Origin of the sequence: Streptomyces sp. cg40 (genome assembly GCF_050320165.1) — a bacterium.
Taxonomy (GTDB): Bacteria; Actinomycetota; Actinomycetes; order Streptomycetales; family Streptomycetaceae; genus Streptomyces; species Streptomyces hokutonensis.
Genome location: NZ_CP190128.1, coordinates 4,387,188 through 4,402,091 on the forward strand (window position 1 = coordinate 4,387,188; position 14,904 = coordinate 4,402,091).

Annotated in this window: 12 protein-coding genes; 4 read left to right on the forward strand and 8 right to left on the reverse strand. The window is 71.0% G+C overall.

Annotated features, from left to right (window positions below):
• Positions 1–83: 83 nt before the first annotated feature.
• Both ACQHII_RS19300 and ACQHII_RS19305 read right to left on the reverse strand, forming a co-directional pair.
• Positions 84–569 (reverse strand): hypothetical protein, encoded by a 486-nt coding sequence (locus ACQHII_RS19300; RefSeq protein WP_427920467.1) that lies wholly within the window; start codon positions 567–569, stop codon positions 84–86.
• A gap of 8 nt (positions 570–577) precedes the next feature.
• The gene (locus ACQHII_RS19305) at positions 578–1,858 is read right to left on the reverse strand and encodes a hypothetical protein (protein ID WP_427920468.1); all 1,281 of its coding nucleotides are present in this window, start codon (positions 1,856–1,858) and stop codon (positions 578–580) included.
• A 218-nt stretch (positions 1,859–2,076) separates the two neighbouring features.
• Here ACQHII_RS19305 and ACQHII_RS19310 point away from each other — a divergent pair, with 218 nt between their 5' ends.
• Positions 2,077–2,970 (forward strand): DUF4429 domain-containing protein, encoded by an 894-nt coding sequence (locus tag ACQHII_RS19310; RefSeq protein WP_019066786.1) that lies wholly within the window; start codon positions 2,077–2,079, stop codon positions 2,968–2,970.
• A gap of 16 nt (positions 2,971–2,986) precedes the next feature.
• On the opposite strand, the gene ACQHII_RS19315 is transcribed toward ACQHII_RS19310, so the two are convergent.
• Entirely contained in the window at positions 2,987–3,781 is a 795-nt protein-coding gene (locus ACQHII_RS19315) for a class II aldolase/adducin family protein (RefSeq protein WP_427920469.1), read from the reverse strand.
• Positions 3,782–3,900: 119 nt separating this feature from the next.
• On the opposite strand from ACQHII_RS19315, the gene ACQHII_RS19320 reads away from it, so the two are divergent.
• The gene (locus ACQHII_RS19320) at positions 3,901–4,374 is read left to right on the forward strand and encodes a pyridoxamine 5'-phosphate oxidase family protein (RefSeq protein ID WP_427920470.1); all 474 of its coding nucleotides are present in this window, start codon (positions 3,901–3,903) and stop codon (positions 4,372–4,374) included.
• Between the two features lie 13 nt (positions 4,375–4,387).
• Here ACQHII_RS19320 and guaA read toward each other — a convergent pair whose 3' ends face one another.
• Positions 4,388–5,959, reverse strand: a complete 1,572-nt coding sequence (gene guaA / locus ACQHII_RS19325; RefSeq protein ID WP_381248864.1) for a glutamine-hydrolyzing GMP synthase — start codon at positions 5,957–5,959, stop codon at positions 4,388–4,390.
• 351 nt (positions 5,960–6,310) lie between these two features.
• Here guaA and ACQHII_RS19330 point away from each other — a divergent pair, with 351 nt between their 5' ends.
• Entirely contained in the window at positions 6,311–6,568 is a 258-nt protein-coding gene (locus tag ACQHII_RS19330; protein WP_019066782.1) for a chorismate mutase, read from the forward strand.
• A gap of 590 nt (positions 6,569–7,158) precedes the next feature.
• On the opposite strand, the gene ACQHII_RS19335 is transcribed toward ACQHII_RS19330, so the two are convergent.
• Positions 7,159–8,292, reverse strand: a complete 1,134-nt coding sequence (locus ACQHII_RS19335) for a hypothetical protein (RefSeq protein WP_427920471.1) — start codon at positions 8,290–8,292, stop codon at positions 7,159–7,161.
• A gap of 209 nt (positions 8,293–8,501) precedes the next feature.
• Here ACQHII_RS19335 and ACQHII_RS19340 point away from each other — a divergent pair, with 209 nt between their 5' ends.
• Positions 8,502–9,566, forward strand: a complete 1,065-nt coding sequence (locus ACQHII_RS19340; protein WP_427920472.1) for an LAETG motif-containing sortase-dependent surface protein — start codon at positions 8,502–8,504, stop codon at positions 9,564–9,566.
• A gap of 103 nt (positions 9,567–9,669) precedes the next feature.
• On the opposite strand, the gene ACQHII_RS19345 is transcribed toward ACQHII_RS19340, so the two are convergent.
• The 3 genes from ACQHII_RS19345 to ACQHII_RS19355 form a co-directional block, all read right to left on the reverse strand.
• Positions 9,670–11,448, reverse strand: coding sequence for a GMC oxidoreductase (locus tag ACQHII_RS19345; protein WP_427920473.1), 1,779 nt, complete (start codon positions 11,446–11,448; stop codon positions 9,670–9,672).
• Between the two features lie 35 nt (positions 11,449–11,483).
• A complete protein-coding gene (locus ACQHII_RS19350) occupies positions 11,484–13,115 on the reverse strand; it encodes a succinic semialdehyde dehydrogenase (protein WP_427920474.1) in 1,632 nt (543 codons plus the stop codon).
• Positions 13,116–13,219: 104 nt separating this feature from the next.
• Complete coding sequence (locus ACQHII_RS19355) at positions 13,220–14,713, reverse strand: protein kinase domain-containing protein (protein WP_427920475.1); 1,494 nt, start codon at positions 14,711–14,713, stop codon at positions 13,220–13,222.
• Positions 14,714–14,904: the final 191 nt, after the last annotated feature.

Sequence of the window (14,904 nt, forward strand, 5' to 3'; positions counted from 1 at the left end):
GGGGGACCCGCTCAACCATGCTTCGGACAGTTTTTCGGACTTCGGCCAAGTTCGGGCGGCGGTCGGCCGCGTTCTATGGATATTCAGATGTGGGCGCGGATCTGCCGCACGGGATGCCCCAGGACTTCGGCGACGGCCGACAACTCGTCGTCCCCGAACCGGAGGAGGCGTCCCGGGTTCCAGACGGCGATCTCGAAGCGAGCGAAGCCACACGGCCAGTCGTAGTCGAGGGCATCCAGAGAGGTGGCAGCGGCACAGCAGGGGGCGGTCACGGCGAGGGCCGTGAAACCCTCCGGGTGGTGCTCGACCAGGTCGGCGTACCACTCCCTGTCGATCGAGGCGCCGCAGTGCGGGCAGCCGATGCGTTCCAGGTTGCCGCCGCAGTCCACGACGGTCGGGACGGCGTACCAGTCGACGTCGATCTGCGGATCGTCGTCGTCCAGGTCGTCCGCGGAGGCCCGGCGGGGCGAGGACAGCCGGGTCACCAGGGCCGCCGCGCGCTCGCCGGCCTCTCGCCCGGGCTGCCAGTGGGGGTCGGTCGGGATGACCGACAGGACGTCCTCGCTCATCGGCCGGCTCAGTCCGTCACGTCGACCACGCAGGCGTTCGTCTCCACGCCCGCCGCGGTCACGACCTGCACTTCCACGCGGCCGGGCTCGACGTCCACGGGGACCGGGACGGTGAGGAGGGTGTCGGTCGGGTTGGAGAAGCCGCCGGCGACCGGGACCAGGGGGACGTGGACGTTGACCGGGCCGATGCGGACGACCATGCGGGAGAGGCGGTCCGCGGTCTGGGCGCCCGGGGGCACGAAGCCGACGCCGCGGATCTCGATGTCGTCGCCGGTGCGGATGGGGGCGTCGAGGTCGCCCGCCTCGCGGGAGCGCACCACCGAGAGGATGACCGGACGGCCGCCCTCCGCGTACTTCCCGGCCAGGTATGTCGCGGCGGAGATCAACACGACCACCGCCAAGCCCCAAGGGAGGTCCGGCAGTTGGTCGGGGCGGCGAGCGAGTCTCACGGCCGCGAAGACGAGGGCGACGGCGCTGATCGCGACGTACTGGATGTCGGCGAAGGTGCCGCGTCCCGCGTCGTCGGTGAGGAGGTCGGCCGCGCGCGGGCGGTCGGCGGGGATCTTCTGGAGGCGCTGGCCGAGGACCCGGAGGCCGACCACGCGTCGTACCAGCACGGCGATCGCGCAGACCACGGCGAGGACGGTCACCACACCGGCGCCGCGGGCGAGTTCGAGGCCGGAGATGAGGGCGTCGCGCTCGGCGTGGTCGGAGGCGGCGGCGAGCCGGCCGGCCAGGACCAGCACCGCGTACGCCACGAACAGCACCCAGGAGACGGCCACCGCGCGGGAGGTCGACAGCCGGTTGTCCTCACCGATGACGGGGGCCAGCGCCCCGCCGCGCGCCCGGTGGAACCAGGAGGCGGCACTCAGCGCGCCGGCGATCACGAGCGCGGCCAGCAGTCCGGCCGTACGGGCCGCCGTCCAGCCCGCGCCGATCGCGGTGAGCGCCTGCACCAGGAGCAGGACGACGAAGCCGCCCCACACGGCGAAGGCCGTGCGGTGCCACAGGCGCGCCAGCCAGGCGCCGCCCTCGGCCCGGCCGCGTTCGGCGACGGCGTCGGCGGACTGGGTCAGTTCGTCCGAGACCCACTGCCGGGAGGCCGACGCCGAGTGCGCCACCGCGGCCGGCAGGCCCTCCCCGGCCGCGAAGCCGTCCCGCTTGACGAGAAACGCGGCGACCGCGCGCCGATGCCCCTCGCGTGCTCCGTGCGGGCAGTCCCCGCAGGTGCAGCCACCTCCGTGGGCACCCATGTGCTCGCCGCCCTGTCTCGCCTCCTGCACCGCCACGCCCGACGCCTGCCTTCCCCACGACCCTCATGGACTTCGGCCCTCGACCCCGGGCCCTCACGTTCGGCGACCGGCTCCGAAGCCTTTGGCCACCACCTTGCAACTCCCGCACGACAACAGCGGATTGTGCCCTACGGGACACGGCTCGCGTCCGGCAGGTCTGGTCAGCGCGGGTGAAGTGAGCGCCGCCGTGTTGACCCGGCTGCGAGAATTTCCGTATGGCCGAGATCATCCAGCGCGACGGGACCTGGGCCTTCGACGGCACAACGGTCAGGATCACACCGGGACTTCACCGCTCCGTGCCCCTGTTCCGGCAGACGTACGGCGAGATCGCGGTGCCCCTCGAAGCCGTCGCGGGCGTCGTCTACGAACCCGAACGCAAGCGTGGGCGGCTGCGGCTGAGGCTGCGCGAGGGTGCCGATCCGCTGTTGCAGGCGACCGGTGGGCGGCTGCCGGACGCGGCGGATCCGTACCGGCTGATCGTGGACATCGACCGGTCCGGGGTCGCCGAGTACGTGGCGGAGGAGATCCGGCACGCGCTGCTCCTGGACCAGATCCCCAAGGAGCCGACGAAGGCCTACCTGCTGCCGGGTCCGCCGGTGCCCGTGTCGGTGCGTTCGTCCGACGGCACGGTGTCCTTCGACGGGGCGCAGGTACGCATCGACTGGGCGGACACCTCCGAGCGCGTGAAGCGGGCCACCGGGCCGCGGATAGTCGCCGTGGGGGATCTGGTGCAGGTGGAGTGGCTGCCCAACTCCGGTTACGAGGACGGGTTCATGCGGTTCGTGACCCGGGAGACGGTGTTCTCCAAGCTGCCGCCGGAGAAGGACCCCTACGCCCTGGACCTGTGGGGCAGCACCCGCCGTGATCTGCTCACCGCGCTGGTGGCGACGGCGGTGACCGCGCGGCTGCCGCATCCGTCGGTCCGTGAGCGGGAGAACGGCGAGTTCACGGACCGGCCCCCGCGTGCGGCCACCGTTCCGCCCCCGGCCGACCATCACGATGTACTCCTGCGCAGGCTGCGGGAGTTGGGCGAGCTGCACCGGGAAGGGGTGCTCACGGACGAGGAGTTCACGATGACCAAGGCGGCGGTGCTGCGCGGCTTCAGGTAGACCGGACAGAGGAACCTCAGCCGAGGAGGTCGGGTTCGCTGCGGCTGATGTCCTGCCACAGGGGCTGGTAGTTGATCCACGCCACGAGGTCGCCGCCGGTCTGTTCGCGGGTGGCGACGGCGAGTTTGTGGTCGATGAGGAGGGGTCTGCCGGCCGCCTTCGCGAGGAGCTGGACCTGGCAGGAGCGTTCCATGGACAGGAACCACCAGGCCGCCGCGTCCACCGAGTCGCCGACGGTCAGCAGGCCGTGGTTGCGCAGCACGAGCGCCTTGCGGGAGCCCAGCCCGGCGGCGATCCGCTTGCCCTCCTCGGCATCGACGGAGACACCGCTGTAGGCGTCGTAGAGCGCGTGGTCCTCGTAGAAGGCGCAGCTCTCCTGGCTGATCGGGTCGAGGAAGTCGCCGAGGGCGGAGAGGGCGCGGCCGTGCACGGAGTGGCAGTGGGCGACGGCGACGACGTCCGGGCGGGCGGCGTGGACCTGGGAGTGCACGGTGAAGGCGGCCTGGTTCACATGGTGGCCGCCTTGGAGGACCTGGCCCTCGGAGTTGGCGAGCACCAGGTCGCTGACGGTGACGTGCCGGAAGGGCATTCCGAAGGGGTTGACCCAGAAGCAGTCGGTGAACTCGGGGTCGCGGGCGGTGATGTGGCCCGAGACCCCGTCCTCGAAGCCGAGCCGGCCGAACAGGCGCAGGGCGCCCGCGAGCCGTTCCTTGCGGTGCCGGCGTTCGTCCTCGACCGACTCGTGCATCGGCGGCATGGCGAACCGCAGCCGGTCGGTGGGCAGGGGGGAGGGCGGCGTCGGCCCGTGCATCGGTCCTCCAGCACTGGGTTTGTCGTAAGGGCGAGAAGTTACCGCCGGTCGGTCGAAAAGGGCAGTGCGGGTCGGTAAAGAAGACAGAGGTTGTCGGATATCGGCGGAACACTCGCCGTATGACAGCGAACTGGGCCACCTTCACCGCCGCCGAACCGGAGCTCGCCGCGACCGTCGAGGAGCGGTTCGGCGCCTTCACGCATCACATCCTGGCGACCCTGCGCAAGGACGGGTCGCCGCGCACGACCGGGCTCGAAGTGCGGTTCCTGGACGGCGAGTTGTGGCTCGGGATGATGCCCGACTCGCTCAAGGCGGCGGATCTGCGGCGGGATGCGCGCTTCGCGCTCCAGGCCAACCCGGGGCCGGGTACGGAGATGGGCGGCGGGGACGTAAGGGTCAGCGGGCGGGCGGTGGAGGTGACGGACGCCGGGGTGAAGGGGGCGTACAGGAAAGAGGTGGAACCGCCGGAGCCGTTCCACCTCTTCCGCACCGAGTTGACGGAGGTCGTGCGGACCTACGTCGAGGACGAGAAGTACCTCGTCGTACAGGTCTGGAAGCCCGGAGAGCCGGTGCGGACCCTCAAGCGGACCTGAGCCGTCAGAGGGCTCACTCCCACTCGATGGTCCCCGGGGGCTTCGAGGTGATGTCGAGGACGACCCGGTTGACGTCGGCGACCTCGTTGGTGATCCGGGTGGAGATCTTCGCGAGGACGTCGTACGGCAGACGGGACCAGTCGGCCGTCATGGCGTCCTCGGAGGAGACCGGGCGCAGGACGATCGGGTGGCCGTAGGTGCGGCCGTCGCCCTGGACACCGACGCTGCGGACGTCCGCGAGGAGGACCACCGGGCACTGCCAGATGTCGCGGTCGAGGCCGGCCGCGGTCAGTTCCTCGCGGGCGATGGCGTCGGCGTCGCGGAGCAGGTCGAGGCGGTCCTTGGTGACCTCGCCGACGATGCGGATGCCGAGGCCGGGGCCGGGGAAGGGCTGGCGCTGGACGATCTCGTCCGGGAGGCCGAGCTCCTGGCCGACCATCCGGACCTCGTCCTTGAACAGCTTGCGGAGAGGCTCGATCAGCTTGAATTCGAGGTCTTCCGGCAGGCCGCCCACGTTGTGGTGCGACTTGATGTTGGCCGTGCCGGTGCCGCCGCCCGACTCCACGACGTCCGGGTACAGCGTGCCCTGGACCAGGAACGCGACCTCGGGGCCCTCGTCCGCGATGATCTCGGCCTGGGCCTGCTCGAAGACGCGGATGAACTCGCGGCCGATGATCTTCCGCTTCTGCTCCGGGTCGGAGACCCCGGCGAGCGCGGTGAGGAAGCGCTCCTCCGCGTCGACGACGACGAGCTTGACGCCGGTCGCGGCCACGAAGTCCTTCTCGACCTGCTCGGTCTCGCCCTTGCGCATCAGGCCGTGGTCGACGTAGACGCAGGTCAGCTGGTCGCCGATGGCGCGTGCGACGAGAGCTGCCGCCACGGCGGAGTCGACGCCGCCGGACAGACCGCAGATGGCGCGCTTGTCGCCGACCTGCTCGCGGATCGCGGCAACCTGCTCGTCGATCACGTTGCCGGTGGTCCAGGACGGGGTGAGGCCCGCGCCCCGGTACAGGAAGTGCTCCAGGACCTGCTGGCCGTGCGTGGAGTGCATGACCTCGGGGTGGTACTGGACGCCGTAGAGCTTCTTCTCGTCGTTCTCGAAGGCGGCGACCGGGACGACGTCCGTGGACGCGGTGACCGTGAAGCCCTCGGGGGCGGCGGAGCAGGCGTCGCCGTGGGACATCCACACGGACTGCTCGTCGGGGGTGCCCTCGAAGAGGGTGGAGGACGAGCGGGAGACGTGCAGGGGCGTACGGCCGTACTCGCGGGCGCCGGTGTTGTCGACGGTGCCGCCGAGGGTGGTGGCCATCAGCTGGAAGCCGTAGCACATGCCGAAGATCGGGACGCCGGCCTCGAACAGCTCGCGGTCCAGGCGGGGGGCGCCCTCCGCGTACACGGACGAGGGGCCGCCGGAGAGGATGATCGCCGCCGGGTTCTTGGCGAGCATCTCGGCGACCGGCATGGTGCTCGGCACGATCTCGCTGTAGACCCGGGCCTCGCGGACGCGGCGGGCGATGAGCTGGGCGTACTGCGCGCCGAAGTCGACGACCAGGACGGTGTCGGGGGCGGGGGTCGCTGCTGACACGGGGGCCTTCCGGCGGTGGGGCGGGGGTCTTGGGTACCGATTCTAACGGGGTCGGCGTGGGGCACCTGGTCGTACCGGGGGCTCCGCCCCCGGACCCCCGGGACCTATGCCCATCCACCGCCCACCCACTGCCCGCCCCGGTCCGCAGCAGAAGTGCTGTGGCATACTCGCCCCATGCTCACGCACCCGACCTTCCTCTTTACCTATGGCAACCGGCCCGCCGGCTGCCATGGTCGAGCTGCTTGAGCTACTGACAAGCGACTTTCCAGGCGCCCCGGGCCGACAAGGCCCGGGGCGCCTGTCGTTTCCCGGTCCGTCGGTCCAGGCGTTCCAAGCCACCAGGAGCCCCTCATGACCACCTCCACCCCCGAGCAGACCATCGCCGACGCCCGCGAGCGGATCGACGCTCTCGACGACCGGATCATCGGGCTGATCCAGGAACGGGTCGCCGTGTCGGCCGTCGTGCAGGAGACGCGGATCGCCTCCGGCGGACGGCGGGTGCACCTGTCGCGGGAGAACGAGATCCTCGGCCGCTACCGGGACGCGCTCGGCAAGCCCGGCACCTCGCTCGCGATGACGCTGCTCGAACTGTCGCGGGGGCGGATCTGAGTTCGAGCCCCGTCTCACCCGTACGGCGCGTGACCGCCCCCGGAACCGCTTCGTTGGTGGGGGTCCGTGCCAGCCAGGGGCGGGCCCGAAAGAACCACGCGTGGCTCGCTGGGGCGATGAGACGTACGGATCGTGCCGTACGTCGTGGGACCTCGCTCCAGGGTCGTGACCGGACGGCAGGGGACAGCAGCCCGGTCACCCAAGAGAACGGTCGGCTCCGGGGACGCCCGGGGCCGCCCGGCGGAAACTGCAAAAATGCACAAAGCCGGACCGAACGGTTGCGATCGTCGTCTCCATCCAGCACGATGCGTAGAAGCCCCCCGAACTCTCCTTTGAGCCCCAAGTCCCATAGCAGCCAACCGCATTGCGGTGCACCGTCCCACTGCCAAAGGTCGAGACCAAGCGCGCGCCCCGCGTGCGCCGGGGCGCCGACCCGGGGCACCGAAGACAACTCGAGACCAGCGGCGCAACCCCCCGGCGCCGCTCCCCGGCACCGGCGCTGCCCTGACGTCGGTGCTGACGAAGAAGGGCCCCGCGGCTCCGTCCCGCGGGGCCCTTCGCCTGCCGTCGGCGCCCGGCAGCCAGGGGCGTCAGGTCCGGCTCACCGTCCCGCAGGTGCCCTGGCCCTTGCTGATGTCCTTGCTGCGGTCGTACGGGTCCGTCGTCGGGCCCGAGGGTGTCGCGCCCGTGGGGGACGACGTGGCGTCGGAGTCGAACTGCGGGTGCAGATAGCCGTCGTAGACGTCGCAGGCCGAGTTGCCGAAGTCCGCGTTGTTGAGGGTGAGGGTCAGCAGGCCGGGGGTGACCTGGTAGCGGGCGGGGTCCAGGATCTCGGTGTCGATCACCCGGCGGACGATGGTGCGGGCCACCTCGGTGGAGCCGTCGGTCCGGACCAGCGGGTAGACGAAGGTGTAGTCGGCGTGGACGGTGACGCCCCCGCTGGAGTCCTTCGCGAAGGTGATGCGGCCGCGGGTCTTCACCACCTTGCCGACCAGCCGTACGTCCTTGGGGTCGAAGCGGCTGAACAGCAGCGTGGGGTCGTTGGCCTTGGTCGGGAGGGCCAGGGAGGCCTTCAGGTCGGCGAGCACCTTGGGCTGCTTCGGGTCGAGGACCGCGAGCGCGGCGGACGGGCGGGCGCCGCCGATCGTCTTCGGGTCGAGGTTGGAGGCGACGAGCAGGATCTTCGTCTGCTGGAGGGCCAGTTCGACGCGGTCCTTCGAGAAGCCGCCCACGGCGGTCGCCTTCGGCAGGATGATGCCGGCCGCGCCGTCGGCCCAGTTCAGGGCGGGTGAACCGGCGAACGGCCGGTCCAGGGTGGGTATTTGGGGGTCCACGGTGGAGGGCGCGGCGGTCGGGGCGGCGGTCTCCGGGGCGAGCGGGGACGCGGAGCCCGAGTCCGCCTTGGCGCCGAAGGGGTCGCCGGGCAGCAGCGACGGTCTCATCGCGACCACGGCGACGGCCACCGCGAGCGGGACGCCGAGGACGGCCCACAGGCGGCGCCTGCGCCGGGACCGCCCGTTCATCTCCTGCCAGGCCGGACCGGTGCGCCAGCCCTCGGGCTGCTCGGCCTTCTTCAGCCGTTCGGTCACCTCGCGGGCGCGCGCGGACGGTTCCTTCTGTGCGGAGGCCCGGATGTCGCGCTCCGTGTCACGGGCGAACTTGTCCCAGACGTCGTCGGGGATCTCCGGGGTCGAGGACGGTTCCTCGGACGGTTTGTCAGACACCAGGTAGTTGTAGGCGCCCGAAAGCGCGTTCACAAGCAGAACATGGGTGTGACACAGCCCACATAAGAATCAGGTGAGGATTAGCACAACCATTCACAGGTTTCCCGGGTCACACCTGCATAACCAGGGCCACACCCGCGCCCCACACGCGGAGCCCTCCGACCCAGCGTGCTGCACTGTCGCAGCACTCCGGACTTCTTGAGGACTTCATGAAGCTTCGCCGTGTCATGGCCGCGGTCGCCGCGACGGCCGCCATCGCCCCCCTCGCCCTGCTGTCGGCACCGGCCGCGTTCGCCGACGGCGACTCGCCGGTCACGTCGTCCAGCAGCCCCGCGGCCGAGGACAGCAGCCCGGCGGCCGACGCGAGCACCCCCGCGGCCGACGACAGCACTCCCGCGTCGGACACGAGCAGCCCGGCGGCCGACACCAGCACGCCCGCCTCGGACACCAGCTCCCCGGCGGCGGACACCAGCAGCCCCGCCGCGTCGGGCACCCCGAGCGGGAGCACCTCGCCGAGCCCGTCCGCGTCGCCGAGCAAGCCGGGCGACGACTTCGACCCGTACGCGGACTGCAAGACGTTCGACCTGGACGAGAAGCTCACCGCGTCGATCACCGGGCTGCCGAGCAAGATCGTCGCCGGTTCCGGCTGGCACAACTTCAAGTTCGCGGTGACGAACGCCTCGGACAAGGACCTGCAGAACGTCTGGATCAACGCGCTCACCGAGTACAGCGACGAGGTGAACGACGACTCCTCGCTCATGCTGAACCTGGCCGAGATCCAGCTGAAGCAGGACGGCAAGTGGACCGACTCCTACCAGGAGACCGTCGGCTCCGGCAGCGACGCGACCACGCTGTCCGGCAGCATCGTCGCGATTCTGCCCACCCTGGAGAAGAACTCCTCCACCACGCTCGACCTGCGGGTGCAGATCAAGCCCAAGGCCCCCGCGGGCTCGTCGTTCGCGCTGAGCCAGGCGATCTACGCGGGCAAGGGTGACTCCTGCTACGGCAACGGCGACTTCTACGAGTTCTCCGTGCTCGCCGCCGGCAGCGACCCGGGCAACACGGGCGACGCCAAGCCGACCGGTGAGAAGCCCACCGGAACCGACGAGGACCTGAAGCCGCAGGGCTCGGTCAACGAGGCCACCGGCAACCTCGCCGAGACCGGCTCCAGCTCCGCCCTGCCGGTGATCGGCCTCGTGGGCGGCGCGGCCGTCGTCGCGGGTGCCGCCGCGGTCGTCATGGTGCGCCGCCGCAAGACCGGAGAGAGCGCGTAAGCACGTAGCTCGTTCGACAAAGGACCTGCGCTCGGAGGGGGGCGCAGGTCCTTCTGTTTGTGGCCCTTCTGTCTGTGGCCCTTCTGTCGTGCCGAACACCTTCCTACGACTTCGGCGGCACCGTCGGCATCCCCAGGAACGGCAGCTTCAGCGCGCCGAACGCGCCCTCGGGGACCGCCGGTTGGCGCGGCTCCACCGGCTTCAGCCGTTCGTACGACGCCCCTTGGCGCGGACGCGGGTCCGGCTCGCCCTTGTTGGGCCAGTACGACATCGCGCGCTCGGCCTGCGCGGTGATGGTGAGGGACGGGTTCACGCCGAGGTTCGCGGAGACGGCCGCGCCGTCGACGACCGAGATGCCGGGGTGGCCGAAGAGGCGGTGGTACGGGTCGATCACGCCGGTCTCGCGGGAGGCGCCGATGGGGCAGCCGCCGAGGAAGTGGGCGGTGAGCGGGGTGCCCATCAGTTCACCGACGTTGGAGCCCGCGAAGCCGTTGATCTCGGCGGCGATGACCGTCGCGGCCTCCGAAGCCGCCCTGATCTGCTTGGGGTTGGGGGCACCGTGCCCCTGACGGGCCGTCAACAGACCTTTCCCCACACCGTCCTGCTTCAGATACGTGGTCAGAGAGTTGTCCAGCGACTGCATCACCAGGCCGATGATGGTCCGCTCCGACCAGCGGCGGTTGGAGAGGGAGCGGAGGACCAGGAGCGGGTGGCGGGCCGCGTTCGCGAGCCAGGCCAGGACCCTCGACGAACCCTCCGCGTACGGGACTTGGAGGATGGAGAGGCCGCCCATCGAGTTGGACCCCTTGCCGTAGCGGACCGGTTCGATGTGGGTGTTCTCGTCGGGGTGGATCGAGGAGGTGATGGCGACTCCGCGGGTGAAGTCGGCCTTCGCGGTGCCGGTCGCCCTGCGGTAGCGGCGGTCGTTCGTCTGTGCGCCGACCAGCGCCTCCGAGTTGGTGCGGGTGAGTTCGCCCAACTTCTCGGAGAGGTACGGCAGTTGGCCGCCCGCCTTCATACGGTGCAGCAGGGTCTGGGTGCCGTAGGTGCCGGCGGCGAGGACGATCCTGCGGGCCTTGAAGGTGCGCCCCTCGGACTTCCGGCGGGCGTCGGTCGGCAGGGTCGCGACCGCGTAGCCGCCCTGCGAGTCGTCCGTGACGGACACGACCGTCGTCATCGGGTGGACCTCGGCGCCCGCCTTCTCGGCGAGGTGGAGGTAGTTCTCGTTGAGGGTGTTCTTGGCGCCGTGCCGGCAGCCCGTCATGCACTCGCCGCACTCGGTGCACGCCTTGCGGGCCGGGCCCGCGCCGCCGAAGTACGGGTCCGCGACCTGCTCGCCGGGCCTGGCCTTCGCGGTGCCGTCGGCGTCCTCGCCGTCACCGAAGAAGACGCCGACCGGGGCCATGTGGAAGGTGTCGCCCACGCCCATCCGCTGGGCCGCGGCCTTCAGATGGACGTCGGACGGGGTCATCGTCGGGTTGAGCCGTACCCCGAGCATGCGGCGGGCCTGGTCGTAGTACGGGGCCAACTCCTCCTGCCAGTCCGTGATGTCGCGCCACTGGGGGTCCTGGAAGAACGGCTCGGGCGGGACGTACAGGGTGTTGGCGTAGTTCAGGGAGCCGCCGCCCACGCCCGCCCCGGCGAGGACCATGACGTTGCCCAGCAGGTGGATGCGCTGGAGGCCGTAGAGGTTGAGCCTGGGGGCCCAGAGGTAGTTCTTGAGGTCCCAGGAGTTCTTGGGGAGGGTGGCGGGCGTGAAGCGGCGGCCGGCTTCCAGGACACCTACGCGGTAGCCCTTCTCCGTCAGGCGCAGGGCGGTTACGGAACCACCGAAGCCCGAGCCGACGACGATGACGTCGTAGTCGTAGGTGTCCTGTGACACGTGCTCTCCTCGTCGAGAACCAGAACCGGGGACTGCTACTTGAGACGCAGGGCCTTCATCACCCGCAGGCTCCTGCTCATGAACTGCGCGTACGCCTCGTCGGTCATCCCCAGCGAAGGGGCCATCGGCAACAGCCGCTGCTGGGCGACCGTTTGGGCCTCGGTGTACTTGAGGATGCCCTCGGAGCCGTGGCGGCGGCCGAGGCCGGAGTCCTTCATGCCGCCCATGGGGGACTGGACGCTGCCGTAGGCGGAGGCGTAGCCCTCGTTGACGTTGACCGTGCCGGTGCGCAGACGGGCGGCGACGGCGCGGCCACGGCGGCCGTCCTTCGTCCACACCGAGGAATTGAGGCCGTAGGACGTCGAGTTGGCCGCTTCGACCGCCTCGTCCTCCGTCGTGAAGCGGTAGATGGAGACGACCGGGCCGAAGGTCTCCTCGCCGCACACCGACATGGGGGCCTCGACGCCGTCGAGGATGGTCGGTTCGAAGAAGTACGGGCCGATGTCCGGGCGGGCGACACCGCCCGCGAGCACCTTGGCGCCCTTGGCCACGGCCTCCTCCACGTGGCGCGTCACCGTCTCCAACTGCCGCTCCCCCACCAGCGATCCCATGTCGGCGCCGTAGGCGAGGGAGGTGCCCAGGCGCATGGCCTTGGTGCGGGCGGCGAAGCGTTCCAGGAATGCGTCGGCGACCGACTCGTGGACGTACAACCGCTCGATGGAGATGCAGAGTTGACCGGCGGAGGAGAAGCAGGCACGGACCGCGCCCGCCGCCGCCTTGTCGAGGTCGGCGTCCTCCAGGACCAACATGGCGTTCTTTCCGCCGAGTTCGAGGGAGACACCGACGAGGCGGGCGGCGGCGCCCTGCGCGACCTCGCGGCCCGTGCGGGTGGAGCCGGTGAAGGAGACGTAGTCGGCGTGCTTGACGACCTCGGGGCCGACGACCGGGCCCTCTCCCAGGACGACCTGGAAGACGTCGGCGGGCAGACCGGCCTCGATGAGGAGGTCGCGGGCCCACAGGGCGGTCAGGCAGGTCTCGGTGTCCGGCTTCATGACGACCGCGTTGCCCGCGACGAAGGCCGGGAGGGCGTCGCCGACGGAGAGTTCGAGCGGGTAGTTCCAGGGGGCGATCTGGCCGACCACCCCGCGCGGGTGGCGCAGTTCGGTGACCTTGGTGAGCGTCGGGACGGCGCCGGTGTGCCGCTTCGGGCGGAGGTAGGCGGGGGCCTTGCGGCCGTAGTGGCGGGCCGCGACGGCGACGGCCTGCACCTCCTCGTGCGCGTGCAGCCGCGCCTTGCCGGTCTCCAGCTGGATCAGGTCGAGGACCTCGGCCTGCCGGGCGAGGACGAGGTCGTGGAAGCGGAGCAGGACGGCCGCGCGCTCGCGTACCGGCGTCTGCGCCCACAGGGCCTGGGCGGCGCGGGCCGCCTCGAAGGCCTTCGCCACGTCCTCGGGGGTGGACTCGGGCAGGTCCGCCAGCTTCTCGCCGGTGAACGGCGTGTGGTTGGCGGTCCGCCCGGAACCGGCCACACCCTTCGTGAGCTGGGCGATCAGCTCCGGGGTGACCACGTCGGCGGCGGTACGGGCGCCTGTGGGGGCCGGCGCGAGGGGGTTGGTGCCGGTCGTCGTTTCCGTACCGGTCTTTTCCGGGGCCTGCGAGTCCGTCATGTGCGGCAGGGTATGCCGCCACGAGGGGTTTGGGTACCCGTCGGTAATCGGGATTCACCAGGCGCTCACACCATGCCAGCGATCACTGGCAACGAATGCGCTGATCAGGGCGTTATGAGAGTGAGCCGACCACGGGCACCCTTGAAGAGGGCTGTGCCCTTCCTCTCGTCCTGGGTGCCCTTGGGCATGTCCACACGTAGCTCGTACATACGGTGGTCGGCGGTGCGGATGATCAGGGCCATGGTGCGGGTGGGGACGCCGGACCGTTCGTAGGTGGTGTCGGCGAGCACGGCGTCCTTGTTTCCGCGGAAGCTGGTACGGGTGTACCGGGGGTTGGCGGTGCCCTCCCCCAGGGTGTGGGCCTCGACGAGCGGCGCGCGGGCCTCGTCCCATTCCACGAGGCTGGCCCGGAGGGCGCCGGTGCCGTAGGTGACGGTGCGGGTGCCGGGTCCCGCCTGTGTCTTGAGAATCCGGTACTGGGGCGGGAGGAAGAGGACCGCGTTCATACCGTCCCGCCGGTGAGCGGTCCAGGAGTCCGAGTCCTTGCCGAGGAATCCCTCCAGGACGGTGCCGAAGACGAGGCCCGCCAGGAGGAGCGCGCCGAGGGTGACGAGGAGGGTGCGGCGGGGGCGGGACTTGGGCTTGGGCTTGGGCGCGGCTTCGGCTTCCGGTACGGCTTCGGGTTCCGGTACGGCGGCCGCTTCTTCGGGCTCGGCGTCGGGCTCCGCGTCCTGGAGGGCGATCGCCGGCTCCGGTACGTCCTTCCCCGCGGCCACCGCCTCCAGTACCGCGCCGACCTCCTCCGCCCCCGGCCGCTTCTCCGGGTCGCGGGCCAGCATCCGTACGATCAACGGTCCGAGAGGGCCCGCCCGGGTCGGCTCGGGCGGTTCGCCGGCCAGGATCGCGCCGAGGGTGGACTCCACGGTCGTACGGCGGAAGGGGGACGCGCCTTCGACGGCCGCGTACAGGAGCACGCCGAGGGACCACAGGTCGGAGGCGGGTCCGGCGCCGGTGCCGGACATGCGCTCGGGGGCGATGAACTCGAGCGAGCCGACGAACTCGCCGCTGGCGGTGAGGGATTCCTCGCCCTGGATGTGCGCGATGCCGAAGTCGGTGAGGACGACCCGGTCGTGGGGGCCGAGCAGGACGTTGGCGGGCTTCACGTCACGGTGCACTATCCCCACGGCGTGCGCGGCGCTCAGGGCGCCGAGGACGGCGCGGCCGATGCGCGCCGCGTCGGCGGGCGCGAGGCGTCCGCGCCCGAGCAGTTCGTGCAGGGACTCGCCACGCACCAACTCCATGACGATCCAGGGGAGTTGGTCGTCCTCGATGACGACGTCGTGGATGGCGACGGCGGAGGGATGGTCGACCCTGGCGGCGGCGCGAGCCTCGCGGTAGAGGCGGTGGGCGGCGCGCCGGAACTCCTCGTCCTCCGGGTCGCCGGGCAACCTCGGCTGTTTGACGGCGACTTCGCGGTCCACGAGTTCGTCGAAGGCCCGCCATACGGTGCCCATGCCGCCGGAACCGATCCGTTCGAGCAGCCGGTAGCGACCGCCGACCAGCCGTCCGTCGCGCACCTGTTCGCCGACTTCGCTCATGCCCCATCAGTACCGTGCCGGATACGGCCTTGTCGACGCGCGCCCCACTTCCTGGCACCGGCGTGTCGCCCACCCGCCGCACCTCCGCGCCCCCGCTCCCGCCGAAGTGCGCCGGAATCACCAACTCCCCTTTGCCCAAGGCCCGTTCACCGGCCGGGGCAACGGGCCGACGTCGGCGGCGACCCGCCTGC